The sequence below is a fragment of the Solirubrobacter ginsenosidimutans genome, assembly GCF_027587205.1.
Genome location: NZ_JAPDOD010000051.1, coordinates 40,287 through 64,484 on the forward strand (window position 1 = coordinate 40,287; position 24,198 = coordinate 64,484).

At 69.7% G+C, this 24,198-nt stretch carries 22 protein-coding genes and 2 tRNA genes; 9 read left to right on the plus strand and 15 right to left on the minus strand.

Annotation, left to right across the window (positions count from 1 at the left end):
* Positions 1-52 precede the first annotated feature (52 nt).
* Entirely contained in the window at positions 53-535 is a 483-nt protein-coding gene (locus OM076_RS35945) for a PAS domain-containing protein (RefSeq protein ID WP_270045001.1), read from the minus strand.
* 377 nt (positions 536-912) lie between these two features.
* Between OM076_RS35945 and OM076_RS35950 the strand changes: the two genes are divergently transcribed.
* Together OM076_RS35950 and OM076_RS35955 are read left to right on the plus strand one after the other, a co-directional pair.
* The gene (locus OM076_RS35950) at positions 913-1,830 is read left to right on the plus strand and encodes an NADP-dependent oxidoreductase (RefSeq protein WP_372518123.1); all 918 of its coding nucleotides are present in this window, start codon (positions 913-915) and stop codon (positions 1,828-1,830) included.
* Between the two features lie 52 nt (positions 1,831-1,882).
* Positions 1,883-2,800, plus strand: a complete 918-nt coding sequence (locus tag OM076_RS35955) for an NADP-dependent oxidoreductase (protein ID WP_270045003.1) — start codon at positions 1,883-1,885, stop codon at positions 2,798-2,800.
* 458 nt (positions 2,801-3,258) lie between these two features.
* Here the strand turns inward: OM076_RS35955 and OM076_RS35960 are convergent.
* Positions 3,259-3,331: transfer RNA gene (locus OM076_RS35960), tRNA-Ile, on the minus strand.
* A gap of 67 nt (positions 3,332-3,398) precedes the next feature.
* Here OM076_RS35960 and OM076_RS35965 point away from each other — a divergent pair.
* On the plus strand, positions 3,399-4,112 hold the full coding sequence (locus tag OM076_RS35965; protein ID WP_270045004.1) for a hypothetical protein: 714 nt from the start codon (positions 3,399-3,401) through the stop codon (positions 4,110-4,112).
* Here the strand turns inward: OM076_RS35965 and OM076_RS35970 are convergent.
* Positions 4,109-5,254 (minus strand): hypothetical protein, encoded by a 1,146-nt coding sequence (locus OM076_RS35970; RefSeq protein ID WP_270045005.1) that lies wholly within the window; start codon positions 5,252-5,254, stop codon positions 4,109-4,111. The two genes, OM076_RS35965 and OM076_RS35970, sit on opposite strands and share 4 nt — an antisense overlap.
* Positions 5,255-5,494: 240 nt before the next feature.
* Between OM076_RS35970 and OM076_RS35975 the strand changes: the two genes are divergently transcribed.
* Genes OM076_RS35975 through OM076_RS35995 form a run of 5 tightly spaced genes read left to right on the plus strand, consistent with a single transcriptional unit; the run spans position 5,495 to position 9,220 of the window.
* Positions 5,495-6,148, plus strand: a complete 654-nt coding sequence (locus tag OM076_RS35975; RefSeq protein ID WP_270045006.1) for an HD-GYP domain-containing protein — start codon at positions 5,495-5,497, stop codon at positions 6,146-6,148.
* Positions 6,145-6,519: a response regulator gene (locus OM076_RS35980; RefSeq protein WP_270045007.1), complete on the plus strand. Its 375-nt coding sequence runs from the start codon at positions 6,145-6,147 to the stop codon at positions 6,517-6,519. The genes OM076_RS35975 and OM076_RS35980 overlap by 4 nt, the downstream gene beginning before the upstream one ends.
* Positions 6,520-7,560 carry an LLM class F420-dependent oxidoreductase gene (locus tag OM076_RS35985; protein ID WP_270045008.1) on the plus strand — a complete coding sequence of 347 codons (1,041 nt, stop codon included), beginning with the start codon at positions 6,520-6,522 and terminating at the stop codon, positions 7,558-7,560.
* Positions 7,557-8,027, plus strand: a complete 471-nt coding sequence (locus OM076_RS35990; protein WP_270045009.1) for a GNAT family N-acetyltransferase — start codon at positions 7,557-7,559, stop codon at positions 8,025-8,027. Before OM076_RS35985 ends, OM076_RS35990 begins: the two co-directional genes overlap by 4 nt.
* Entirely contained in the window at positions 8,024-9,220 is a 1,197-nt protein-coding gene (locus OM076_RS35995; protein WP_270045010.1) for a glycosyltransferase, read from the plus strand. Before OM076_RS35990 ends, OM076_RS35995 begins: the two co-directional genes overlap by 4 nt.
* Here OM076_RS35995 and OM076_RS36000 read toward each other — a convergent pair.
* From OM076_RS36000 to recO, 8 genes are all read right to left on the minus strand, one after another.
* Entirely contained in the window at positions 9,201-11,309 is a 2,109-nt protein-coding gene (locus tag OM076_RS36000; protein ID WP_270045011.1) for a PQQ-dependent sugar dehydrogenase, read from the minus strand. The genes OM076_RS35995 and OM076_RS36000 overlap by 20 nt on opposite strands.
* A gap of 226 nt (positions 11,310-11,535) precedes the next feature.
* Positions 11,536-11,608: transfer RNA gene (locus tag OM076_RS36005), tRNA-Asn, on the minus strand.
* Between the two features lie 26 nt (positions 11,609-11,634).
* Complete coding sequence (locus tag OM076_RS36010; RefSeq protein WP_270045012.1) at positions 11,635-12,330, minus strand: helix-turn-helix domain-containing protein; 696 nt, start codon at positions 12,328-12,330, stop codon at positions 11,635-11,637.
* A gap of 44 nt (positions 12,331-12,374) precedes the next feature.
* Positions 12,375-14,279, minus strand: a complete 1,905-nt coding sequence (gene dnaG / locus OM076_RS36015) for a DNA primase (protein WP_270045013.1) — start codon at positions 14,277-14,279, stop codon at positions 12,375-12,377.
* Positions 14,279-15,292: a deoxyguanosinetriphosphate triphosphohydrolase gene (locus tag OM076_RS36020; RefSeq protein ID WP_270045014.1), complete on the minus strand. Its 1,014-nt coding sequence runs from the start codon at positions 15,290-15,292 to the stop codon at positions 14,279-14,281. The genes dnaG and OM076_RS36020 overlap by 1 nt, the downstream gene beginning before the upstream one ends.
* 64 nt (positions 15,293-15,356) lie before the next feature.
* A complete protein-coding gene (ppdK, locus tag OM076_RS36025; protein ID WP_270045015.1) occupies positions 15,357-18,038 on the minus strand; it encodes a pyruvate, phosphate dikinase in 2,682 nt (893 codons plus the stop codon).
* Between the two features lie 3 nt (positions 18,039-18,041).
* The gene (locus tag OM076_RS36030) at positions 18,042-18,431 is read right to left on the minus strand and encodes a DUF6636 domain-containing protein (protein ID WP_270045016.1); all 390 of its coding nucleotides are present in this window, start codon (positions 18,429-18,431) and stop codon (positions 18,042-18,044) included.
* Between the two features lie 140 nt (positions 18,432-18,571).
* On the minus strand, positions 18,572-19,357 hold the full coding sequence (gene recO, locus OM076_RS36035; protein WP_308214364.1) for a DNA repair protein RecO: 786 nt from the start codon (positions 19,355-19,357) through the stop codon (positions 18,572-18,574).
* Between recO and OM076_RS36040 the strand changes: the two genes are divergently transcribed.
* Positions 19,316-19,573, plus strand: coding sequence for a glutaredoxin domain-containing protein (locus OM076_RS36040; RefSeq protein WP_270045017.1), 258 nt, complete (start codon positions 19,316-19,318; stop codon positions 19,571-19,573). The two genes, recO and OM076_RS36040, sit on opposite strands and share 42 nt — an antisense overlap.
* A gap of 55 nt (positions 19,574-19,628) precedes the next feature.
* Here OM076_RS36040 and mutM read toward each other — a convergent pair whose 3' ends face one another.
* From mutM to xerD, 4 genes are all read right to left on the minus strand, one after another.
* Entirely contained in the window at positions 19,629-20,471 is an 843-nt protein-coding gene (gene mutM, locus OM076_RS36045) for a bifunctional DNA-formamidopyrimidine glycosylase/DNA-(apurinic or apyrimidinic site) lyase (protein ID WP_270045018.1), read from the minus strand.
* 71 nt (positions 20,472-20,542) lie between these two features.
* A complete protein-coding gene (locus OM076_RS36050; RefSeq protein ID WP_270045019.1) occupies positions 20,543-21,823 on the minus strand; it encodes a hypothetical protein in 1,281 nt (426 codons plus the stop codon).
* Positions 21,824-21,919: 96 nt separating this feature from the next.
* Positions 21,920-23,068 carry a phosphopentomutase gene (locus tag OM076_RS36055; RefSeq protein ID WP_270045020.1) on the minus strand — a complete coding sequence of 383 codons (1,149 nt, stop codon included), beginning with the start codon at positions 23,066-23,068 and terminating at the stop codon, positions 21,920-21,922.
* 31 nt (positions 23,069-23,099) lie between these two features.
* The gene (gene xerD / locus OM076_RS36060; RefSeq protein WP_270045021.1) at positions 23,100-24,050 is read right to left on the minus strand and encodes a site-specific tyrosine recombinase XerD; all 951 of its coding nucleotides are present in this window, start codon (positions 24,048-24,050) and stop codon (positions 23,100-23,102) included.
* Positions 24,051-24,198 lie beyond the last annotated feature (148 nt).

A 24,198-nucleotide genomic window follows, 5' to 3' on the forward strand; every position in this document is an offset into this window, starting at 1 on the left:
CGTCGCGACCGCCGTCTGGACCCGAACGCCCGCGTCGGACGTCGGCATGCTCTCAGGCGGTCGGCAGACCGTCAGGCAGCATTTCTCGCTCGAAGGATTCGCGTCCCGACTCGTCGAACCGCGCGCAGAGCTCCTGTACCTCGTCCTTGAGAAGTACGAACTGAGAGAAGCCGACCAGTTCGCCGTTGACCCGGATCGGTGAGACCGTGACCAGGATCGTGGTTTTTCCGTAGGGCCTGGCGACGTAGCGCACCGGCTCGTCGCGGCCCTCCTCGAAAAGCCGGAGCATGGCGTCGAAACGGGGATTGGTCACCGCTCGGCGATGCCGCTTGCGGACGTCGTTTCCGATGTGTTCGGGCTTCCGGTCGAGGTGCTCCGAAGCCCACTGGTTGTAATACATCACCGTTCCGTGGCGGTCCAGGATGGTGACTCCGACGCCGGCCTGCTCGAGAATCCGGTCCGCCCACTGGTCCAGGCCCCAGTCCGTGGCGGTGCGGCTTTCGGCGACTTCGGCTGGCTCGACCTGAGATGACATTGATACCTCCGAAGCGGGGATTGGTGGATACCTGTCGTACTGCCGGGAACTCCCTGCGTGATTGCGAAGCAAAATGGGCTGCTTATACCCATATCCTACCGACCCTTACTGCCGCTGCTGTCGCCAGGCGACGCTGAAAGAGCGACACAGCACCGCAAGTCGGTGGGACCAGTACATCATCCGAGTTGGGTATCGATGACCCACTCGGCTAGCCTTGAAGGATGGCTTCGCGCTCACGTGGCTTGTGCGGGCGCCCCCGCGACGACGTCGATCCGTCGCGGATCCCGCCGGTAGAGGACGACGAGCGCGGCTGCGGCAGGAACGTTCTCGTGACCGGCTGCCGTGCAGGTGAGAACGCAGAACAGGGAGGGTGCCGGATGAAGGCAATTGTCGTGACTGACCAGGCTGCGGGAACGGCCGGGGTGACGCTGGTGGAGCGGCCCGAGCCGCGGCCGGCGATAAACGACGTCGTCGTTGAGATTCACGCGTCGGGATTCACCTCGGGCGAGCTGACGTGGCCCTCGACCTGGACCGATCGCCTCGACCGTGACCGCACACCGTCGATCCCCGGGCAGGAGCTGGCCGGAGTGGTCACCGCCCTCGGCTACGGCACGACGGGGCTGTCGGTGGGACAGCGGGTGTTCGGTCTCACGGACTCGTATCGCGACGGCGGGCTGGCGGAGTATGTGACGATCGAGGGACGCAACCTCGCGCCGCTGCCAGGCGACGTCGACTTCACGGTCGGCGCCAGCCTGCCGATGCCGGGTCTGACCGCATGGCAGGGACTGTTCGAGCACGGCCGTCTACAGGCGGGGCAGCGTGTGCTCGTGCACGGCGCGGCCGGCTCAGTCGGGTCGATGGTGGCGCAGCTTGCACGTGAGTTCGGCGCCTACGTCATCGGCACCGGGCGCGCGGCCGACCGTCAGAAGGCGCTCGACTTCGGCGCGATGGAGTTCGTCGACCTTGAGAACGACGCGCTGGAAGACGTCGGCGATGTCGATCTCGTCTTCGACGTCATCGGCGGCGACATCCAGAAGCGATCCGCATGCCTGGTTCGCGCCGGAGGAACGCTGGTGACCATCGCCGGACCGCCCGAGGCGCGGCCCGCGGACGGCTTGGCGATCGACTTCGTCGTCGAGGCCGATCGTGCCCAACTGGGTGAGATCGTCCAGCGGGTCCGGGACGGACGACTGCGGACGAACATCGGCACCGTCGCGACCCTCGACGATGCCGTCGCCGCCTTCAACCCGGCCGAGCGGATCAGCGGGCAGACGATCATCCGCGTTCGCCCGTGAGCGAGCGGCGATCGATGCACCAACGAGACCAATGACCGAGGAGACAATTCCTATGAAGGCGATCGTGGTGACGGATCAGGCTGCGGGCACGGCCGGGATGACGCTGGTGGAGCGGCCCGAGCCGCAGGCCGCGATCAACGACGTCGTCGTTGAGGTTCATGCGTCGGGATTCGTCCCCACTGAACTGGCGTGGCCCTCGACCTGGACCGATCGCCTCGACCGCGACCGCGCACCGTCGATCCCGGGGCACGAGCTGGCCGGAGTGGTCACCGCTCTCGGCTATGGCACGACGGGGCTTTCGGTGGGACAGCGGGTGTTCGGCCTCGCGGAGTGGCATCGCGACGGCACCCTGGCCGAGCACGTGGCCGTCGAGGCACGCAACCTCGCGCCGCTGCCGGGCGACGTCGACTTCACGGTCGGCGCGAGCCTGCCGATCTCGGGCCTCACAGCGTGGCAAGGGCTGTTCGAGCACGGCCGCCTTCGGGCGGGACAGAGCGTCCTCGCGCACGGCGCCGCCGGCGCAGTCGGGACGATGGTGACGCAGCTCGCACGCGAGGCCGGCGCATATGTCATCGCTACGGGGCGCGCTGGGGACCGTCAGAAGGCGCTCGACTTCGGCGCGCAGGAGTTCGTCGACCTCGAGAACGACGCGCTGGAAGACGTCGGCGGAGTCGATCTCGTCTTCGACGTCATCGGCGGCGACATCCAGAAGCGATCCGCATGCCTGGTTCGCGCCGGAGGAACGCTGGTGACCATCGCCGGACCGCCCGAGGCGCGGCCCGCGGACGGCTTGGCGATCGACTTCGTCGTCGAGGCCGATCGTGCCCAACTGGGTGAGATCGTCCAGCGGGTCCGGGACGGACGACTGCGGACGAACATCGGCACCGTCGCGACCCTCGACGATGCCGTCGCCGCCTTCAACCCGACCGAGCGGACCAAGGGGAAGACGATCATCCGCATTCGTCCGTAGGGACTCGCGACGCCGAACGGTCCTGCCGCCTCCTGGATCAGCGTCAACCGCGTGGCCACGCGGTGAAGGACCGATTGGTCCGCCGCGGAGTCCGGCGTCCGCGAAACGCTCCAACGCCGCCCAGTCGGCCCTGAGGTCGACGCGGCGCGACGACGCCGCACGTGCCGGGTCAAGGCAGGTCGATGTCGGCCCCGATCGCAGCGTGATCGGATGCCTGGTCGACCTTCTCGGTGATGGTGTCGAAGAACGGCCACCGGTCGCTGGCGCCGAAGACGCCCTTCGGTCCGGCGGGCGTAGTAGCGGCGTGGTTTGCCCCGAACCTGCGTGTGCCCGGTCATGTACTTGACGCGGCCTCAAGGGCCGCTCAAAGGACCTCTAGAGAGTGCGGTAGCGAGTAGACGTCTTCGGAGGGGTAGGACCCCGTGGCGTGTTTTGGCTCTACTGCGCGGATTGTGCGATGGGCCAGGGAGGGATCGAACCTCCGCGCGTCGGATTATGAGTCCGCTGCTCTAACCGCTGAGCTACTGGCCCGATTGAACGGCACAAGGCTAACCGTGTTCTTACGCTTCTCTGACGCGACGGCGGTTGACTGGCTCTCATGTCCAACTCCGCCAAGCGTAAGTTCGCGGCAGGTGCCGTCGGTCTCGCGGTCCTTGCGGGAGGCGGTGGCGCGTACGCCGCCGGAACCTCTGGCACGATTTCCAAGACGGCGAAGCCGGCTGACCGTGCCGCCGAGCAGAAGGCGTTTCTCGACGACGTCGCCAAGCGGCTGAACGTCACACGCGACCAGCTCGACGCCGCGGTCAAGGGCGCGGCCGAGGCCCGGATCGACGCTGCGGTCACCGCCGGCACGCTCACCAAGGACCAGGGCGACGCGGCCAAGAAGCGGATCGAGAGCGGCGACGTCGGCGGGCTCGGCGGCGGGCTCGGCTTCGGCGGACCCGGTGGCCCCGGCGGCCCGGGTGGCCCTGGCGGTCACTTCGGCGGGCGCGGGTTCGGGTTCGGCGGCCTCGACGGCGCGGCCGCATACCTCGGGCTGACCGAGGACGCGCTGCACACGCAGCTCGAGAGCGGCAAGTCCCTTGCGGATGTCGCGAAGGCGCAGAACAAGGACGTCGCCGGCCTCAAGGCGGCGATGAAGGACGCGCTGACCAAGCAGCTCGATCAGGCGGTCACGGACAAGAAGCTGACCGCCGATCAGCGCACCAAGATCCTCGCCGACGCCGACAAGCGCCTCGACGACATCATCAACAACACCCGCCCCAAGGGCGGCCCCGGGCCCGGCGGGCCTGGTCGCGGGCACTGGCGCTAGGCGCTCGCCGCAACTCTTCGCGCGAGCGCCGGGGTGGGCGCGAGCACGAGCGTGACGGTGTCGCCGTGGGCTTCCACGGTGGCACCGTCGACACGCGCCACCGGCGCGGCGCGCAGCGCGGTCTCGAACTCGCGCGCGTCACGCGGAGTGTCCCACCGCCAGCGCATGACGAGGACGTCGGCGGCGCGGCACGGCGGCGGTGAGCCGCAGCTCGCCGCGCCCTTCTGCCAGAGCTCGTAGCGATCCCCTCCCCACCCGGCGGCCGCCGCCTCGGCGTTCCCTCCGAGCAGCTCGTTCGTCTGCCACTCGCCCCACGTCCCGCTCAGCGTCCGACGCCAATCGTCGTGCAGCGGCACCGCCAGGCGCACCGGCAGGGGCGTTTCCACCGCCACCCACTTCTCGGGGTGCATGACCTGCTCAGTGCTGTCGGGCACCCGCACGCGGTCGGCGAGATCGACCAGCTTCCAGGTCCCGGCGCCCTGCTGGCGCAGCGCCTGCGCGAACTGCATGCCACCGACGTAGGGCCAGAGCAGCTGATCCTGGAGGAACTTCGGGAGGTCCGGCCCGGTCTCCAGCGCGGACGCCAGCGCGCCGGAGAGCGCCTTCTCGGCCCCGATGTAGCGCAGCAGGTACTGCTGCATGACGAGCGTCGCGGTGCCTTCGACCAGGGCGAGCCGGGCCAGCGCGGCGTCGTCGCTCTCCCCCTCGCTCAGCGCGAGCCCGAAGCGCTGATCCTCCAGCGCGTGGGTCAGCTCGTGGGCGAGGACCATTTCGCTCAGCGCGTCGGGTGTCGTCCCGGAGACGATCCGCAGCCGCTTGGAGCGGGGGTCGTAGTAGCCGGCGACGCCTTCGCCGAAGACCGACGCCGAGATCGCGCGCAGGTCGACGCGCGGCTCGATCAGGCCGAGCAGCTTGAGCACCTCCTCGTCGGCGCGGCGGCGCGCCTCGGGGTAGGAGCGATCGAGATCCTCGAGGCCCTCGCGGCGCGCCTGTGCGGGGGAAACGGACTGCGGGACCGGGCGCGAGCGGAACCGCAGCCCGCGCAGCACCTCGACGCGCGAGGCGATCGTGGCGACCGACGCGGTCTTGGCCGCCGGGCGGGGCGCCGGGGTGTCGTCCTCCAGCACGAGGAGCCCGATCAACCCTGCAAGAACGATCGCAAAAGCGGCCCAAAGCGTGCGCATTCGCGCGAAAGCGTAGGACCCTGTCAATCACAGCAAGATCCCGCAGCGCGCTGCGTTGGAGTGCTCAGTAGGCTAGTTCGAGCGTTGGCGGGCACCGATGGTGAGGAAATGAGCGCCGGAACCGGTGAGGAGACTGTTCCCCTGCTTCGGGCACGGCTCGAACGCACGGAGCAACAAGCAGCATCCCGTCAGCGCCAATTGGAGCGCTACGCCGCCGACCTCCGAGAGGTCTTCAAACAGGAGCGCGCCCGCGCGCAGGAGCTCCGGCGCTCGTATCGCGCGACCGTTCGGGCACTTTCGAACGCCGTCGAGGCGCGCGATGCGTATACCGGCAAGCATGCCGAGCGCGTCACCGCCTATGGGATGGAACTCGCCCGCGCCGTGGGGATCTCCCTCGAGGAGTCGCCGCAGATCGAGTTCGGCTTCCTGCTGCACGACATCGGCAAGGTCGCGGTGCCGGACGCGATCCTGTTCAAGACCAGCCGGCTCACGGATGAGGAGTACACGCTGATCGCCCAGCACCCTGTCGTCGGCGCAGAGATCCTGCGCGACGTCGACTTCCTCGGCGAGGGCAAGCTCGTCGTCCGCCACCACCACGAACGGTGGGACGGCACCGGCTATCCGGACGGGCTCGCCGGCGAGGAGATCCCGCTCGCCGCCCGTGTGTTCTCCGTCGCCGACACACTCGACGCGCTGACCACGGACCGCCCCTACCGTCCGGCCTCGGACTGGGCGCACGCCCGCGAGGAGATCCGGCGCGTCACCGGCACGCAGTTCGATCCCGCGGTCGTCGCAGCGTTCGACGCGATCCCCGACTCCGAGTTCGAGCGGCTCCGAGCGGGGGCGATGTGACCCGGACGATCCTGATCGTCGACGATGACCCGATGATCCGCAAACTGATCGCGACGACGCTCGAGGACATCTCGGGCTATCGCCTGCAGGAGGCGGGTGACGGGGTCGAGGCGATCGAACGCGCGGTCACCACGAAGCCGGAGATCGTCTTCCTCGACGTCGACATGCCGCGCCTGAACGGGATCGAGACGTGCCGGCGCCTGCGCTCTGACCCCGCGACGGCGGGCGCGACGATCGTGATGCTGACCGGCGATTCGGGCGACGTGGTCGAGCGCGGGGCGCAGGACGCGGGTGCGGACCTCTTCCTGACCAAGCCGTTCTCGCCGCTGCACCTGCTGCGGCTCGTCGATCGGATCGGCGCGGCGCGCTAAGTGAAGCTCGGGGTCCACATCGGCTATTGGGGCCTCGGCCTCACCGCGGCGCAGCAGCTCGAGCTGGTGCTGGAAGCCGAGCGGCTCGGCTACGACTCGGTCTGGACCGCGGAGGCCTACGGCTCCGACGCCGCGACGATCCTCGCGTGGCTGGCGCAGGCGACGACGACGATCAAGCTCGGCTCGGCGATCTTCCAGATGCCCGGCCGGTCGGCGGCGATGACGGCGATGACCGCCGCGACGCTCGACCAGCTCTCCGACGGGCGGATGCTGCTCGGGATCGGCACCAGCGGCCCGCAGGTGGCCGAGGGCTGGCACGGGCAGCGGTTCGCTCATCAGTTGCAGCGCACGCGCGAGTACGTGGCCGTGGTGCGCATGGCGCTCGCGCGCGAGCGGGTCGTCTTCGACGGCGAGACGCTCACGCTGCCGCTGCCCGACGGCCCGGGCAAGGCGCTGAAGCTGACGATCTCGCCCGTCCAGGAGCGGATCCCGATCTACATCGCCGCGATCGGGCCGAAGAACACGACCCTGGCGGCGGAGATCGCCGACGGCTGGCTGCCGACGCTGTTCTCCCCCGAGCACGTCGGCGAGTTCCTGCCGCTGCTCGAGGACGGCTTCGCCCGCGCCGGCGGCGGCAAGGGCTTCGCGGACTTCGACATCGTCCCGACGGTCACCGCGATGGTGTCCGACGACCGCGACTCCGCTCGCGACGCGATGCGCCACTACGTCGCCCTCTACGTCGGCGGGATGGGCTCGCGCAAGCAGAACTTCTACAACGCGCTGGTGCGACGGTACGGCTTCGAGGAGGCCGCGGACACCGTCCAGGAGCTGTACCTGGAGGGCCGCAAGGACGAGGCGGCCGCCGCGCTCCCGGCCGAGCTGATCGACACGCTGTGCCTGGTCGGGCCGCCGGACGTCGTGCGTGAGCGACTCGCGGTCTACCGCGACGCGGGCGTCGGCACGCTGATGATCTCGCCGATGGCGTGGACGTTCGAGGACCGGCTGGCGCAGCTGCGCGCGGTCGCCGAGCTGACGGAGTGAACCTCCAGCCCCTGACGCGGGGCAACATGGGCGCGCTGACCGAGCTCGCGCGCATGTGCGACGAGAGCTATCTGGAGTGGACGGCCCCCGGCTGGGTCGTCCCGGTCGCGCCGCTGCGGTGGGCGGATCGCTACCTCGAGGCGGATGCGTTCGCCCTGCTCGGGTGGGATGACGACACGCTGATCACCTCGGTCGCGTTTCGCTCCTACTCGGCGACCGTGGCGCATGTCGGGCTCGTGTTCGTGCGCCCTTCGCACTGGCGGCGGGGCATCGCGGGGCGGATGATGGGGCTCGCCGAGAGCGAGATGCGCTCCCGCGGCTATGAGCGCGAGCGCCTCTGGACGCCGCTGGGAGCCCCCGCGGAGCAGTTCTACCAAGCGCAGGGCTGGGAACGCGACGGCCGTCGCGAGTGGCACCCGTGGGTAGGGCTGGAGATGATCGGCTATGCGAAGGAGCTCGGCGCGTGAGGGTGCTGCTCGGGGCGTTCGGCGACCCGGGGCACGCGTTCCCGATCATCGCGCTGGGCTCGGAGCTGGTCACCCGCGGGCATGAAGTCGCGATCGAGACCTGGCAGCGCTGGCGTGAGCCCTGCGAGGCCGCGGGCGTGGTCTTCTCCCCCGCGCCGGAGTATCAGGTCTTCCCCACCCGCGAACGGCCGCTGAAGCCCTACGAGGCCGCCGTGCTCGCCGCGCGGGTGACCCAGGCGTTCGTGCGCTCGTTCGAGCCGGACGTGGTGGTCTCGGACATCCTGACGGTCGCACCCGCGTTGGCGGCGGAGCTGGAGGGCGTGCCGGTGGCGACGGTGATCCCGCACGTGCACCCGGACCTCCCGCCGGGCTTCCCACCGTTCTCGATCGGCGCCCGCAAGCCGCGGACGCGGGTCGGCGCGGCGCTCTGGAAGCAGACGGACCGCGCTGTGGCGGTCGGGCTGGACCAGGGACGACGGGAGTACAACGACTGCCGGGCGCGATTGGGGTTGCCGCCCTTGCCCTGGACGCACACGGGTCTTTCCCGCTCGCTGACGATGGTCGCGACGCTGCCGCAGCTCGAGTACCCGCGGGAGTGGCCGTCGTGGTGCCGCGTCGTCGGTCCGCTGCTGTGGGAGCCGGGCGGGCCGCTGGTCGAGCCGGTGCCCGGGGACGAGCCGGTGGTGCTGGTGGCGCCTTCGACGTCGCAGGATCCCTCTGGATCGCTGTTGCGGGCGTGCTTGGAAGGCTTGGCCGATGAGCCGGTGCGGGTCGTGGCGATCGGCGCGTCAGATGCTGTGGCCGCACCCGCGAACACCGTTCTGGCGCCGTGGATGTCCTACGCGCGCACGATGCCGCGCTGCGACCTCGTGATCACCCACGGCGGCCATGGGACGCTTGCTCGGGCGCTCGTGTCCGGCTGCCCGGTGGTCGTCGTGCCCGCCGGGGGCGATATGGCGGAGAACGCCGCGCGGGTCGACTGGGCGGGTGTGGGCGTGCGGCTCGCTCCGCGCTTCTGCACCCCGTGGGGCGTGCGGCTCGCGGTGCGGCGGGCGCTGGGGATGCCGGAGCTGCGGGCGCGGGCGGCGGAGATCGCCGCGTGGTCGTTCGCGAACCCGGGTACCGCCACCGCCGCGGCCCAGCTGGAGCGCTGGGCCGCGACGACAGGCGTGGCTACGGCGCCGGCGGAGTAGGCGTCGGGGTCGGGCCCGCGCTGGGCACGATCCGGACCTGGGCGCTGCCGGTCAGGCCGGGCGTGCCGCCCTCACCGGGGTCGGTGTAGGAGGCGACGAACACGGCGCTGAGGTTGGCCGCCCCGGTGTGTCCACCGTCGAGGAACGTCTTGATCGACCCGGTGCAGCCCGCGGTCGAGGACTGCGGGTGGCCGTGGGTCTCATGGCCGAGGACGAACGCGACCGTGACCTTGCTGCAGTCGACAGGCGTGTCGTCGATGACCTTGACCGTGTAGGTCACGGTGTCGCCGAACTGGAACGGTCCCTCGGCGGGCGGCGTCGTGGTCAGCTCGACCTTCGGCTGGGCGTTGCCCACGAGGACTAGGACCTCGGCCGACGCGGAGCGCCCGGTGCGGTCGGTGACCTTCAGCGTCGCCCGATAGGTGCCGTTGGAGGCGTAGACGTGGGTCGGGTTGGCGTCGCCCGAGTCGACCTTGCCGTCGGCCTCGAAGTCCCACGCGTAGGCGAGCGGGTCGCCGTCGGGGTCGTTCGTGCCCGCGCTGGAGAACTTCACGGTCAGCGGCGCCCGCCCGCTGACCACGTCCGCCGCGACCTTCGGGATCGGCGTGTGGTTGCCGCGGACGAAGTTGATCTTCGCCAGCTGGGCGTCCGGGTTCTCGGCGAAGTAGCCGTCGCCGTACTCGAGCACATAGAGCGCGCCGTCCGGGCCGTATTCCATGTCCATCGGGTTGTCGACGAACGTCTCGAACGGGCGGATCTCGGCGAGCCTGCGGCCGTTGAGCCGGAACTCCTTGATGTAGTCGCGCGACCACTCGTAGAAGAGCGGCGTGCCCTTGAAGTAGTTCGGGAACCGGAAGGGCGAGCTGTTGCCGGGCGTCGGGTCATAGGCCGGCCCGCCCATCGGGGCGATGCCGCCGGGCGTGTTCGCCGGCCCGAGCTCGGGGAACAGCGGCGACGTGTCATAGGAGTACCAGACGTCGGGCTGGGCCACCGCGGGCAGCTTCTTCAGGCCGGTGTTGTAGGGCGAGTCGTTCGTCGGCGCGTTGCAGTTGAACTGCTCGCCGGAGGTCTTGGTGGCGAAGTCGTAGTCGACGTACGGCATGTCCGGCGTGGCGCAGAACGGCCAGCCGTAGTTGGCGGGTCGCTTGATCAGCATCCAGCGGCCCTGGCCGGCGGGGCCTCTTTGTGGATTCGCCACGCCCGCGTCCGGCGAGTAGTCGCCGAGGTAGACGTCGCCGTTCTTGCGGTTCACCGCGAAACGGAACGGGTTGCGCAGGCCCATCGCGTAGATCTCGGGCTTGGTGCTGGCCGTCCCCTGCGGGAAGAGGTTCCCGAGCGGGATCGTGTACCCGCCGCCGTCCTTCGGATGGATCCGCAGCAGCTTGCCGCGCAGATCGTTCGTGTTGCCCGCGCTGCGGCGGGCGTCGTAGACCGGGTTGCGGTTCGGCGAGTCGTCGATCGGCGCGTAGCCGTCGGACGCGAACGGGTTCGAGTCGTCGCCGGTGCTCAGGAACAGGTTGCCTGTGGCGTCGAAGTCGATGTTGCCGCCGACGTGACAGCAGATGCCCCGGTCCACCGGCACCTGGAGGATCTTCTCCTCGGTGTCGAGCTTGAGCGTGTCTCCCTGCAGCTTGAACCGGCTCAGCTGGAGATAGCCCTTGAAGGGGGCGAAGTCCACCGCCGTGCCGGTCTCAGGCGCGTCGCCCTCGTTGGTCACCGGCGTGCTCGGATCGTCGACGGGCGTGCTCAGCGGCGGCGAGTAGTACGCGTAGACCCAGCGATTGGTCTCGAAGTTCGGGTCGACCGCAACGCTCTGCAGGCCCTCCTCGTCGTGCTGATAGACGTTCAGCTTGCCCGCCAGGGTGTTGAGCCCGGTCCGCGGGTTGTGCAGCCGCACCTCGCCCGCGCGGGTCGTGTGCAGCACCCGCCCGTCGGGCAGCACGGCCAGATTCATCGGCTCACCCGGGAAGTCGTCCAGGGTGACCTTCTCGAAGCTCGTCGCCGGTGGCGGCGACTCCTGGGCGCTCGCGCTGGTGGGCGCGGCGATCAGGGCGACGAGCAGCGCGGCCGCAAAGGCCTGCTTTCGCATGTGGTACCTCCCGCTCGATTCAGAGGCGGGTGTGCGGCTCCCGACGCACTGGACCCCCGCCTCCTTACAAGGGGGGCATATCCCGTGAACCGAGCGAACTAACGCCGAACTTCGGACAGATGTCCCCGAGATCGCTCATCTGGCCAACAGGTCGGTCCCGGCCGACGAGGTGCGGCGCAGGTCCGAAAACGACTGAAGCCGCCCGTTTGGGCGGCTCCAGTCCTAGCTCGGGGGGTGGGACTCGAACCCACAACCCTTCGATTAACAGTCGAATGCTCTGCCGATTGAGCTACCCCCGAATGTGGCCGCCGAAAGCGGCCGCGCCTCATAGTAGTAACGCGGCGGGCAATTTCGCAGTCCCGGCCTCAACTTCCGCGTGGCAGTTGGAGCAGAGCAGCACACATTTGGCCGCCTCGGCCCTCGCTGCGGCCAGTGATCGGGTCACCCCCTGGCGCGAGAGAGCGAAGGCTTTCTCCTTCGGATCCACGTGGTGGAAGTGCAGTCCGGACAGCCCGCGGTCATAGCCGCAGAGCACGCAGGCGCCGCCCGCCTCCGCGACCAACGTCCGCTTGACCTCGCGCCGGCGGCGGTGCACCGCGCTGCTTCGGCAGAGCCGGCACCGGAACCCATCCGCCCCGCGGCGGACGAACAGCGTGTGCCCATGCACGGGGCAACTCGCCTCTGTCGTCTCAGCACCGTTCGCCCGTGCAGAGGCCGTTTCTGCAAGCCGCCGCCCACGCGGCGTCGTCAGTTCGTACTTCGCCATCCAGTGCCGCACCGTCGTGTACGACACGCAGAGCCGCTCGGCCATCGCGCGGATCGAGACGCCCTCGGCCAGCAGAGCTTCGAGATCCTCCCGCTCGACCCCTCCGCGCGATGCGTGCTGCTTGGCGTGCTGTGACCGCAGCCCGTACTTGTTGACCCAGTACGCCACCGTCGACGCGGCGCGGCCCGTCTCGCGCGCGATCGACTCGATCGAGCGCCCTTCGGCGAGCCAGTCAGCGAGCGTTTCGCGATCCATGACGACACGAACACTAGTTCGTGTGCCGGACGGAAAAGCGCTGCTCAGGTGAGCTTGTGACGGATCGCGTCGAGCACCTTCTGGCGCTCCATCGCCAGGGCGCTGACGCCGGTGGTCCCGCTGATGCGGGCGTTGGAGATGTGGCGTTCGAGGCGGTGCAAGTCGAGCTGCAGGGCTTCGAGCTCAAGCTTTGCCGGTGTGGCCTCGATGCGGTTTGCGTCGACCGTCAGTTTGGCCACCAGGCGAGCGAGGTCCTCATCCCCGGTGGGAAGCTTGCTCCCGGGGTGGCGAAGGTGCTCGCGGAGATAGTCGGCCGCCTTGCGGATCGTCGCGGAGGAGAAGTAGTCGTCGATGTCGACCTCGGCCAGGCGGCGCTCGCCCTCGTCGGGCAGCGCGATGCAGTAGGCGAGGTAGGCCTCCTCGCTCTGCTCGCGGCGGGCGAGGACCGCGCGCGGGTCGATCGGGGGCGGTGGAGCGCCGGGTGTGCGGAAGCGGTCCCGCCCGCCGCGGCCGTTGTTGTCCCACCGGCCGCCGCCGTTGCGCTGCTTGCCGCCACGGTCGCCCCAGCCGTTCTGACGACCCTGCCACTGGCCATCGCCGCTCGCTCCCTGGCCCTGCGACTGCGCCTGGGCCGCCGCCCCTCGCAGCACTTCGCCCACAAGCTGCGGGCTGATGCCCAGGCGGTCCGCGGTGAGCTTCTCCAGGTCGTCGCGCAGCACGCTGGCCTTCAGCGGCGCGATGATCCTGACCGCTTCGGCCAGTACCTCATCCGTGCTCGCGTCCTCCTGCTCGAGCGCCCGCTCGACCTCGAAGCGCTCGATCGGCATCGCCGTCTGCAGCAGCCGCACCATCTCCTCCGCCCCGGCATGCTGCACGACGTCCGCCGGGTCCTGCTTGGTGGGCAGGCGCACGATCTTGAACTCGACCGAGCGGGTGCGCCACTTGTCGGACTTCATGAGCGCGGTGAGCGCGTCGAGCCCGCGTTTGGCCGACGCCTGGCCCGCGCTGTCGGGGTCCTGGCACAGCAGCGCCTTCGGGGCGAGGCGCGCGACGGCGTCGACCTGCTGCTCCGTCAGCGCCGTGCCCATCTGGGCCACGGTCTCGGGCACGCCCGCCTGATGCAGGGCGATCACGTCGGTGTAGCCCTCGACGATCACCACCCGCCCCGCCTTCGCGGCCGCGGCGCGCGCCATGTCCTGGCCGTAGACCACCTGGCTCTTATGGAAGATCTCGCCGTCGGACGTGTTGAGGTACTTCGGCTGCTGGTCGGGCTTCATCGCGCGCGCCCCGAAGCCCAGGACGTGGCCCTTCGCGTCCGTCAGCGGGAACGTCACCCGCCCGCGGAAACGGTCCATCACGCCCGCCCGGCCGCGGCTGGGCTGGATCAGTCCGGCCGCGAGCAACTCCTCCTGGCTGAACCCCGCCTTCTGCGATCCGAGGAGCACCCGGTCGTACGCATCCGGGGCGAAGCCCACGCGATAGGCCCGCAGCACGTCTTCACGCAGCCCGCGGCGCTCCAGGTACTCGCGCGCGCTCGCCGCCTCAGGCGCCTCCCACAGCACCCGCACGTAATACGCGGCCGTGCGCTCGAGCAGCGCGTAGAGCCGTTCCCGTCGCTCTCGTCGAGCGGCGTCATGCGGGTCCTCGGTCTCACGCTCCAACGTCACGCGATAGCGCTCGGCCAGCGTCTCGAGCGCTTCGCCGAAGGTGAGCCCTTCGGTGTCCATCACGAACCGGAACACGTCCCCGCCCGCCCCGCAACCGAAGCAGTGGTAGACCTTCTCGGTCGGATCGATCCCGAATGAGGGAGTGCGCTCCTCGTGGAAGGGACAGAGGCCCTGGAGGCGCCCGACCCCGGCCCGCTTGAGCTCGGTTCGCGCGCCCACGAGCTCCTCGAAGTTGACCGCGTCCCGGACGCGCTCGCGCGACTCGTCGGTGTAGCGCGGCATCAGAGCGCCAATCCCTGCGGGACGAACCGCACCGTCCAGGCACGGATCGCGAACCGATCGGTCATCCCGGCCAGGTAGTCGATGACCCGATCGGCCTCGTCCGCCCCCGGAACCGGCTCGGGCAGGTCCTCCGGGTGCGTGCAGTACCACTCGAACAGCCCGCGCAGCACCCGCTCGATCTTCGCGTGCTCGGCCCGTGCCCGCGGCCCGAGATAGACGCGTTCGAACATGAACGAGCGCAGCGCGTACATCGCGCGACCGACGCTCTTGCCCTGCGCGATGTCCCCCGCCTGCTCGGAGTGCTCGACGAGGTCGTTGACGAGCGTGTCGATCCGCGCGGGACCCGTGGGCCCGAGGATCGCGATCTCGTCCACCGGCAGGTCACCCGGATGCAGCACGCCCGCGCGAACGGCGTCGTCGATGTCGTGGTTGATGTAGGCGATCCGGTCCACCAGCCGGACGATCTTGCCCTCCAGCGTCGCCGGCTCGCCGGCGCCGGAGGAGTGGCGCAGGATGCCGTCCCTCACCGGCTCGGTGAGATTGAGGCGCTCCAGGACGTCCACGACGCGCAGCGAATGCTCGTTGTGGCGGAAATGGCGCCCGAAGCGCTCGCGTCCCGCGCGGTCCAGGACGTCTTCGCCGATGTGGCCGAACGGCGGGTGCCCGACATCGTGCCCGAGCCCGATCGCCTCCGTCAGGTCCTCGTTGAGCCGCAATGCCCGGGCGACCGTGCGGCTGATCCCCGTGACCTCGAGCGTGTGGGTCAGACGGGTGCGGTAGTGGTCGCCCTCGGGCGCGACGAACACCTGCGTCTTGTGCTTGAGCCGGCGGAAGGCCTTGCAGTGAACGATCCGGTCGCGGTCGCGCTGGAAGGGCGTCCGCACGCCGCTGTCGACCTCCTCGCTTGCCCGGCGCGCGGGGTAGGACGGCATCGCCAGCGGGGACAGCCACGCGGCCTCTCGCGCCTGCTGGGCGGCGGCGAAAGCGCTCGTGGTGTCGGGCGGTGCGGTCACCCCTCCCATTCTGACTGGCCGCACCGACGCGACCAGCAGAATTTGCAAAGTTGGTGCAAAGTCCTCAGGCGTCCGCCCAGGAGCGGTCGTGGGCGTGGATGATCGCCGCCTGTGCCGCCGCGACCCGCGCGATCGGCACCCGGAAGGGCGAGCAGGACACATAGTCGAGCCCCGCCATGTGGAAGAACTCGATCGAGTCCGGGTCTCCCCCGTGCTCGCCGCAGATCCCGAGCTTCAGATCCGGTCGTGACTCGCGTCCGACCCACGCGGCGAGCCGCACGAGCCAGCCGACCCCGGGCTTGTCGATCGTCTCGAACGGCGAGCGGTCGATGATCTTGCGCTCCATGTAGGCGGGCACGAACTTCGACTCGACGTCGTCGCGGGAGAACCCCAGCGCCGTCTGGGTCAGGTCATTTGTGCCGAAAGAGAAGAAGTCTGCAAATTTTGCGATCCGATCTGCAACAAAACACGCGCGGGGGAGCTCGATCATGGTCCCGACGGTGTAGTCCTCTACCTCGTGCAGCCCTTCCTCCTCGCCGATCCGGACCACCAGCTCGCGCATGATCTCCAGCTCCTGCTCGTAGTCGACGAGCGGGATCATGATCTCGGGGTGCGGCGGCTCATCCATCGCCTTCGCCGCCCGGAAGATCGCGTGAACCTGCATCTCGTAGATCTCGGGGTAGAGGATCCCGAGCCGGCAGCCGCGCGTGCCGAGCATCGGGTTCTCCTCGGAGATGCGCTCGGTCGTCACCAGCAGCTTCTCGAGCGTCTCCAGGTCGTCCGTGAGCTCGATCCGCGCACGCTCGACCTGCGCCGCCAGGTCCGGCAGGTCAGGCAGAAACTCGTGCAGCGGCGGGTCGAGCAGCCGGATCGTGACCGGCAGGCCTTTCATCGCCTCGAACAGGCCTTCGAAATCCTCCTGCTGCAAGGGCAACAGCTCGGCCAGCGCGTCGCGGCGCGAGTCGCGGGTGTCGGCCATGATCATCGTCCGCATCTTCGGCTGCCGGTCCTCGGCCATGAACATGTGCTCGGTGCGGCACAGGCCGATGCCCTCGGCGCCCAGCTCGCGCGCCTTGTCCGCGTCGTGCGGCGTGTCGGCATTGGCGCGAATGCCCAACCGGCGGATGTCGTCGGCCCAGCCGAGCACGGTCTCGAACGCCTCGAGGATCTCGTCGAAGGCCGGATCCTCGGTCGGGTCGACGAGCGGGATGTCGTCGAGCGTGATCTCGCCGGTCGTGCCGTTGATGGCGATGAAATCTCCGGCCTTGATCACGTGGTCGCCGACCCGGATGACCCGCTCCTCGAGGTTGATCTTCAACCCCGAGGCGGCCGTGACGCACGGGACGCCCATGCCGCGGGCGACGAGCGCCGCGTGGCTGGCCTTGCCTCCGAGGCTGGTGAGGATGCCCTTGGCGGCGTGGAAGCCGGCGACGTCGTTCGCGTTGGTGTCCGGCCGGACGAGCACGACGGCCCGCGGCGGGTTCTCGGCGGCGGCCTCGACGGCCTCCGCGGCTGTGAAGACGACCTCGCCCTTGGCGCCGCCCGGCGCGGCGGGAACGCCCTTGGAGATCACCTCGTAGTCGGCGTTGGGATCGAAGGTCTGGACGAGCAGCGCCGTGAGCATCTCGGCGTCGATCGTCATCAGCGCCTGCTCGCGATCCAGCAGTTCCTCGTCGACGGCGTCGCGCGCAAAGCGCACCGCGGCCTGCGCCGGCCGCTTGGCGTTGCGCGTCTGGAGCATGTACAGCTGCCCCTCCTCCACCGTGAACTCGGTGTCCTGCATGTCGCCGTAGTGCTTCTCGAGCGTGCGCAGGATGTCCATCAGCTGCGCGTGGGCGTCCGGCAGCCACTCCTTCATCTCGCGGATGTCGCGTGGCGTGCGAGCGCCGGAGACGACGTCCTCGCCCTGCGCGTTGGGCAGGAAGTCGCCGCTGGGCTCGGGTGCGCCGGTCACCTCGTCGCGGCTGAACGCGACGCCGGACCCCGAGGTGTCCCCCTTGTTGCCGAACACCATCTGCTGCACGTTGACCGCGGTGCCCCAGTCGTCCGGGATGTGGTTGATCCGGCGGTAGGCCTCTGCGCGGTCGCCGGTCCAGGAATCGAAGACCGCGCGGATCGCCAGGCGCAGTTGCTCCTTCGGATCCTGCGGGAACTTCTCGCCGGTGTGCTTCTCGTACAGGGCCTTGAAGCGATCGGTCAGGGTCTTCAGCGCGGCGACGTCGAGGTCGGTGTCTTCCTCGACTCCGGCGTCGCTCTTGATGTTCGAGATCTCCTTTTCGAAGGCCTCGCCGTCGATGCCCCGGCTGACGTTGCCGAACATCTGGACGAAGCGCCGGTAGGAGTCCCAGGCGAAGCGCTCGTTCTCGGTGGCCTTCGCGAGGCCTTCGACCGAGGTGTCGTTGAGGCCGAGGTTGAGGACGGTGTCGAGCATTCCGGGCATCGACTCGCGAGCACCGGAGCGAACCGAGACCAGCAGCGGGTCCGCGTCGTCGCCGAGCAGTTTGCCCGTGTGCTCCTGCAGGCGCTCGAGCGCCTCGGCGACCTGGTCCGCCATGTCCTCCGGTTCGTGCTGGCCGGCGTTCATGTAGGCGACGCAGGCCTCGGTCGTGATCGTGAAGCCGGCCGGGACGCGGTCGGCGCCGAGCACGCGCGTCATCTCCGCGACGTTCGCGCCCTTGCCGCCGAGCAGATCCCGCATGTCCTTCGAACCCTCGGCGAAGTCGTAGACCCACTTCTCGTCAGCCATGGCTCAGAACACCTGCTGTTTCTCGACGGAGACCACGAAGCCGTGGCCGGATTTGGCGCTCTTGCAGGTGATGCCGGAGGTGCGCGACGTGCAGGTCAGACGACCGAACTTCGTGCGCTTGCCGTACTTGAGCACCTTGGCCTTCGAATCGAGCACGGTGTCCGTGATCTTGATCCGTTTGGCCTTGCGGGTCTCGTCGACCACAACGGCGCGATCGTTGCCGCCCTTCCACTCGCAACGGACCTGCGGCTCGACGTCGGGGTCGGAATAGAACATGCAGCCGAGATTCCCGGTGGGCGACCGGAACGAACGGATCGCGGCGGAGGCGGGCGCGGGAACGGCGGCGACCGCCCCCGTGGCCAGCAGGGCGGACGCGAAGAAGAACCGACTCATCGGCTCGCAGCCTATATGCCAGCCACGGACAAACGTGTCGCTCTCGGGCTGGATTCGCAGATGCTGGAAAACCGCTCCTCCGGTACCGGGGGGTCCGTCGACTTTGTCACCTGGGAGGTGACAAAGTCGACCCACCCCCTTCAGCGCGAGCCGACGGGGCGCAGGCGCAGGTGGGCGTGGTGCTCGAGCGTGTCGGTGATCGCGCGCTCGGCCTGGGCCAGAGCGCGAGGGGATGCGTCGGGCGTGTCGGCCAGTGAGCGCCCGAGGGCGGCGACCATGAACCCGTGCGCCTCCTCGTCGAGCGGGAAGGCATTGGCCTCGCACGCGCCGCAGACCACGCCGCCCGCCGCGCCGGAGAAGCCGACGAGGTGCTCACGCTCGCCGCACGAGGCGCAGCCTGCGAGCTGGGGCGCGAAGCCGGCGGCGAGCAGGAGCTTGAGGCGGAAGGCCAGGGCGTTGGGGCGGCCGGCGCGGTCGGGGGCGCGGTCGAGCAGGGCGAGCTCGTTCGCGAGCAGGTGGTACACGCCGGCGTGCGGCTCGCCGTCGTCGAAGATGCGGGCGACGGCCTCGCAGGCGCGGGCCGCGCCGTCGAGGGACCCGCCGTGCTCACGCAGGCGCGGGTGGGCGGCGACGGTCTCGACCGAGGTCACCGTCAGCATGTCGCTGCGGCCCTCATAGAGCACCAGGTCGAGCCGGAAGAACGGCTCGAGGCGTCCGCCGAAGCGCGATTTGGCCTTGCGCACGCCCTTGGCGATCGCGCTCAACCGACCCCGCGTCGGGGTGTACAAGTGGAGGATCCGGTCCGCTTCCCCGTACCGGATGGACCGCAGGACGATGCCTTCGGTCTTTACCGATCCGGATATCGCACTATCCTTTCTGAAGTCATGAGCCAGATCACCGTCTACACGACCGAGCCCTGCGGCTATTGCCGCGTTGCCAAGGCCCTCCTCGCCAAGCGCGGGGTCGCCTACGAGGAAATCAACCTCGCCAAGGACCCCGAGGGTCGCGCGGAGCTCGTGCGTCTTACGGGGATGATGACGTTCCCCCAGGTCGTAATCGATGGCAAGAGCATCGGCGGCTACCAGGAGCTCGTGGCGTTCGATCGTTCTGGCGGCCTGAAGGAGTACGCGGCCGCGGCATAGCCGGCGCCGCCGAGGAGGCGGCGCCCAGGTTGGGAGACGCGTCGGCGCGGTTGGCTCAGGTGCGCCGGCGAGATGGGCGCGGGCGCGGCTGACAGCGCTCGCAGACGTAGGTCCCGCGTCCGGCGACGCGGAGCTTGCGCACGGTGTTGGAGCAGTTGACGCAGGGCTCGCCCTCGCGCAGGTGGATCAGGAACTGGTCCTGGAAGCTCCCGCTGACGCCGTAGGGGTCGCGGAAGTCGTCGATGGTCGCGCCCTTGGCCTCCAGGCCGAGCATGAGTGACTCGACGACGCCGTCGCGAATGGCCGCGGCCTGGGCGCGGTTGAGCCGGTTAGCAGGGCGTAGCGGGTGCACGCGGGCGCGGAACAGCGCCTCGTCGGCATAGATGTTGCCGACGCCGGCGACGCGCTTCTGGTCGAGCAGAAACGCCTTGATCGGCGCGCGCGAGGTCTGGGCGAGCGAGTAGAGATGCTCGCCGGTGAAGTCACGTTCGAGCGGCTCGACGCCGAGGCGGGCGTCGAAGAACGCGTCCAGGGCCTCCGGGCCGAGCGCGAGCTCGCCCGTACCGAACCGCCGTGGGTCGTCGAACACGAGCACGTGGTCGCCGAGGTCGATGCGCACGCGCATGTGCCGCGGCGGCGGTGACGGGTCGAGCAGGAGCGTGCCGGTCATGCGCAGGTGCATGAGCAGGTACACGTCGTCGGAGAGCTCCCAGACGAGGTACTTGCCCCGGCGGGCGAGCTTCTCGACGACGCGACCCTCGATCGCGGCGGTCAGCTCGGCCGGAGCGAGCGGGCGGCACCAGCGCGAATCGAGGATCTCCACGGCCTCAAGCGTCCGTCCTTCGACGTGAGGCGCGAGATGGCCGCGGATCGTCTCGACTTCAGGTAGCTCGGGCATCGCCCGAGGAGGCTAGCTCGCCCGCCGGGCGCCTTCGCCCGAGCCCGGCGCGTCCCAGGCGACTTGCGGCGCTAGAACTTCGAATGCGATGAGGCGTACGCGTCGACGTCGGCCTTCAGGGCCGACAGCGACGTGTGCAGTGCGCGGCGCAGCGCCCGGTCGGTCAGCTTGCTGCCCGAGCCCTTGACCTTCTCGCTGTTGTACGCGCTGAGCAGCTTCATCAGACCCTTGCGACCGTGCTTCTGCGCGATCGCAAACGCCGCCGCGGAGGAGTACGAGTACGCGAAGCTCAGTGAGACCGGCGACATGTTGCTCAGCGCGGACGGCCTCGAGAGGCGGGCCAGTGACATCGCCTTCTTGACCGCGGCTTGCTTGGAGGCGTCCTTGAGCACGCCGCGGCCGCTGATCAGCGCGCCGGCGTCACCCGCACGGTCGTCGCCTGAGACGTACATCGCGATGCCCTCGCTGAGCCACGGCGGGGTCCGAGCGGAGGTGCGACCGGCGAGCGCGGTGTGGACCAGCTCGTGGGTGATCACGGTGCGGCGCTCGTCGGCGCTCCGGTTGCCGTAGGTGGGCCAGAGCACGAACACCCGCTGACCCCAGGTGTGGTCGACGCGCTTCGCCGCACCGGTCGTCGAGTACTGGTTCTCCGCCACCGCCGTGAGCGAGTTGAGCGTCTTGAGATCCTTGGTGAGCGCCTTCGTGTCGGCACTCGTGCGGGCGACGATCACCAGGACCCGCTTGGGCGCCTTGACGCCGGGGAGGCCGCGCTTCATGCGGTCGTAGCCCTTTTCGAGGTCGGTCATCAGGCTGCCGACCTTCATGCTCTTCGGCGCCAGGGCGAGGAAGTGCGTGCTCGTCCGGGCCTTGTAGGTCTTGTACTCCCAGGGCGCCAGCGCCCCCGCCGACGGCCGATCGTTGGAGACCCTCCAGCCCTCCGGCGTCTTCTGTGCCGTCATCCGCGAGGTCTTGTAGTAGAAGGTGTCGATCTTGTCGAAGGAGTAGGACATCTCCACGCGCAGCGTCGCGCGGGTGCCGCTGACCTCGGTGCCCTTCGCCTCCAGACGGACCGACGTCAGCGGTAGCGCCTTCGCGGCCACGATCTGACGCTTGTCCTTGGTGGATTGCGCGCCGGTGGAGGTGGCCAGGAAGTCGGCCCGGTCGCCCTGCGCGAGCGCGGCTCCGCGATCGGCGAGCAGCGTGTCGAGCTGCTCGGTGTCGGTCGGCGGCTTCTTCTTCCCCGGCGCGGCGGTGGGCTTGGCGTCGGTCTTCGCGGCCGTCTTCGCCTTGGGCGCGGGCGCCGAGCTCGCGCTGTCACCACAGCCGGCGATGACGGCGGTGGCGGCGGCCAACGTGGTCCAGCGGGTTATGGCAACCAGTGAGGGCACAGTGAGTGGATTCCCGCGAGGCGCGTCGATCTACACCTGGACAAACGCAAAACTTGTGTGTTAGAGAAACGGCGTCCCGGGAAGGGGCGCCTCGCGGTCGGTGAGCCACCGCAGGACGGACGCCCCGACGTCGGCGAACGGTCCGTCGTGGCGCCTGCCGTCGTGGCCTTCGAAGCGGGCCAGGAGCGGCACGTGCTCGCGGGTGTGATCGGTGCCCGGGAGCGTCGGATCGCACCCGTGATCGGCCGTGATCACCAGCAGGTCGCGCGCGGGATCCAGCCGCCCGAGCCACTCCCCCACCTCGGCATCGATCGCCTTCAGCGCACCGTGATAGCCGGGGACGTCGTTGCGATGGCCGTACACCTGATCGGTTTCCACGAGGTTCGTGAAGACGAACCCGCCGTCGAGCGAGTCGATCAGCTCCGACGTGGCCTTCAGCGCCGCGGCGTTCGTCGCGCCCTTGTGCTGCACGTCGACGCCGACGCCGTCGAACACCTGCCCGATCTTGCCCACGGTGTGCACCGGCACACCGAGAGCCTGCAGCTCGTCCATGTAGGAGCGCCCGGGCGGCGGCAGCGCGAGGTCCTTGCGCCCGTCCGTGCGCTCGAACGCGCCCGGCGTACCACGGAACGGTCGCGCGATGACGCGCCCGACGGCGTGCTCGCCCGACATGATCTCGCGGGCGGCGGCGCACGCCGCGTAGAGCTCCGCCGGCGGCACCTCGTCCACGTGCGCCGCGATCTGCAGCACCGAGTCCGCCGACGTGTAGACGATCAGATCGCCGGTCGCCAGATGCTGCGCGCCGAAGTCGTCGATCACCGCGGTGCCGCTGTAGGGCCGGTTGCAGAGCACGCCGCGGCCCGTCGCATCGTGCAACTGCTCGAGGATCTCCTCGGGGAATCCGTCCGGATAGGTGCGCAGCGGCACCGGCGTGACGACGCCCATCAGCTCCCAGTGCCCGGTGATGGTGTCCTTTCCCGGGCCGAGCGGATGCAGGCGCCCGTGAACCACGCGGTCCGGTGAGGGCGACACGCCGGCCAGCGGCATGATGTCGCCGAGTCCGAGGCCCTGCAGGACCGGCAGATCGAGACCGCCTGCAGCCTCGGCGACGTGCGCGAGGGTGTTCGCGCCCGCGTCGCCGTAGTCGGCCGAGTCAGGCAGCTCGCCCGCACCGCAGGCGTCGATGACGATGACGAAGGCTCGCTTCACGGCTGCCGATTGTGGCAGCCGCGTTCAGCGATCAGCGCACCTTGGCGCGGGGGTGGGCGTCGAAGTAGACGTCGCGCAGCCGGTCTGCCGACAGGTGCGTGTAGAGCTGGGTGGTCGCGATGTCGGCGTGGCCGAGCATCTCCTGCAGCGAGCGCAGGTCGCAGCCCCCGGCCAGCAGGTGTGTCGCGAACGTGTGGCGCAGCGTGTGCGGGCTCATGCGGTCGGCGAGCCCCGCGGTCTCGGCGTGGCGCTGGACGATCTTGTAGAGGCCTTGGCGGGTCAAGCCGCTGCCGCGGTGGTTGACGAACAGCCGCGACTCGAGACGGTCGCCCACGAGCTTCGGGCGCCCGCGGCTCATGTAGACGTTGACCGCGCGGGTCGCGGCCGAGCCGACAGGAACGAGACGCTCCTTGGAGCCCTTGCCGCGGGCACGGAGGATGCCGGCCTCGAGATCGAGGTCCTGCGTCTCCAGGTCGATCGCCTCCGACGCCCGCAGGCCGCAGGCGTACATCAGCTCGAGCAGCGCGCGGTCGCGGAGTGCGGGAGGCTCGGTGCCGCGCGGCTGCTCGAGCAGCTTGGCCACCTCGTCGCGCGAGAGCACCTGCGGCAGGCGCCGGCTCTGCTTGGGCGCGCGCAGGTTCGCGGTCGGGTCGTCCTCGAGGATCCCCTGGCGGCGCAGGTGCCGGTAGAACGACCGCAGGCACGCGACCTTGCGCTGCAGCGTCGCGGGCGCGACCGCCGGTTTCTCCCCGTCACCCGTGGCGAGCGACGTGACGAAGCCCGCGAGGTCGGAGTGCGTCACGGCGAGCGCGTCCCGGCCGTGCAGATACGCGCCGTACTGCAGGAGATCGGAGCGATACGCCTCAAGGGTGTTGCGCGAGAGACCGCGCTCGAACTCGAGGTACGCGAGGAAGTCGAGCACGAGATGCTCGAACGGCTCGGCGAAAGCGGGCGCGTGGGTTCCAACGTCGACGACGGCCATCGCTCAGTCCCTTCGGCGTTCGCGCACTGACACCTTGTGGTGCAACGGGTCCTGCGCCGAGCTTGAGAGCCGGGGCGGCGCGCGGCGTGGCGCGGGCCTCGGCGCGGCGCGGGCCAGGGCGCGGGCGCCGGGCTGGGCCCGGCGCGGG

Bases quoted from the DNA above. Each gene is read 5' to 3' on its own strand.
- OM076_RS35945 (WP_270045001.1), bottom strand. From the start codon at position 535: ATGTCATCTCAGGTCGAGCCAGCCGAAGTCGCCGAAAGCCGCACCGCC.
- OM076_RS35950 (WP_372518123.1), top strand. From the start codon at position 913: ATGAAGGCAATTGTCGTGACTGACCAGGCTGCGGGAACGGCCGGGGTG.
- OM076_RS36000 (WP_270045011.1), bottom strand. From the start codon at position 11,309: ATGCGAAAGCAGGCCTTTGCGGCCGCGCTGCTCGTCGCCCTGATCGCC.
- OM076_RS36040 (WP_270045017.1), top strand. From the start codon at position 19,316: ATGAGCCAGATCACCGTCTACACGACCGAGCCCTGCGGCTATTGCCGC.
- OM076_RS36010 (WP_270045012.1), bottom strand. From the start codon at position 12,330: ATGGATCGCGAAACGCTCGCTGACTGGCTCGCCGAAGGGCGCTCGATC.
- xerD (WP_270045021.1), bottom strand. From the start codon at position 24,050: ATGGCCGTCGTCGACGTTGGAACCCACGCGCCCGCTTTCGCCGAGCCG.
- dnaG (WP_270045013.1), bottom strand. From the start codon at position 14,279: ATGCCGCGCTACACCGACGAGTCGCGCGAGCGCGTCCGGGACGCGGTC.
- OM076_RS35965 (WP_270045004.1), top strand. From the start codon at position 3,399: ATGTCCAACTCCGCCAAGCGTAAGTTCGCGGCAGGTGCCGTCGGTCTC.
- mutM (WP_270045018.1), bottom strand. From the start codon at position 20,471: ATGCCCGAGCTACCTGAAGTCGAGACGATCCGCGGCCATCTCGCGCCT.
- OM076_RS36030 (WP_270045016.1), bottom strand. From the start codon at position 18,431: ATGAGTCGGTTCTTCTTCGCGTCCGCCCTGCTGGCCACGGGGGCGGTC.
- ppdK (WP_270045015.1), bottom strand. From the start codon at position 18,038: ATGGCTGACGAGAAGTGGGTCTACGACTTCGCCGAGGGTTCGAAGGAC.
- OM076_RS35955 (WP_270045003.1), top strand. From the start codon at position 1,883: ATGAAGGCGATCGTGGTGACGGATCAGGCTGCGGGCACGGCCGGGATG.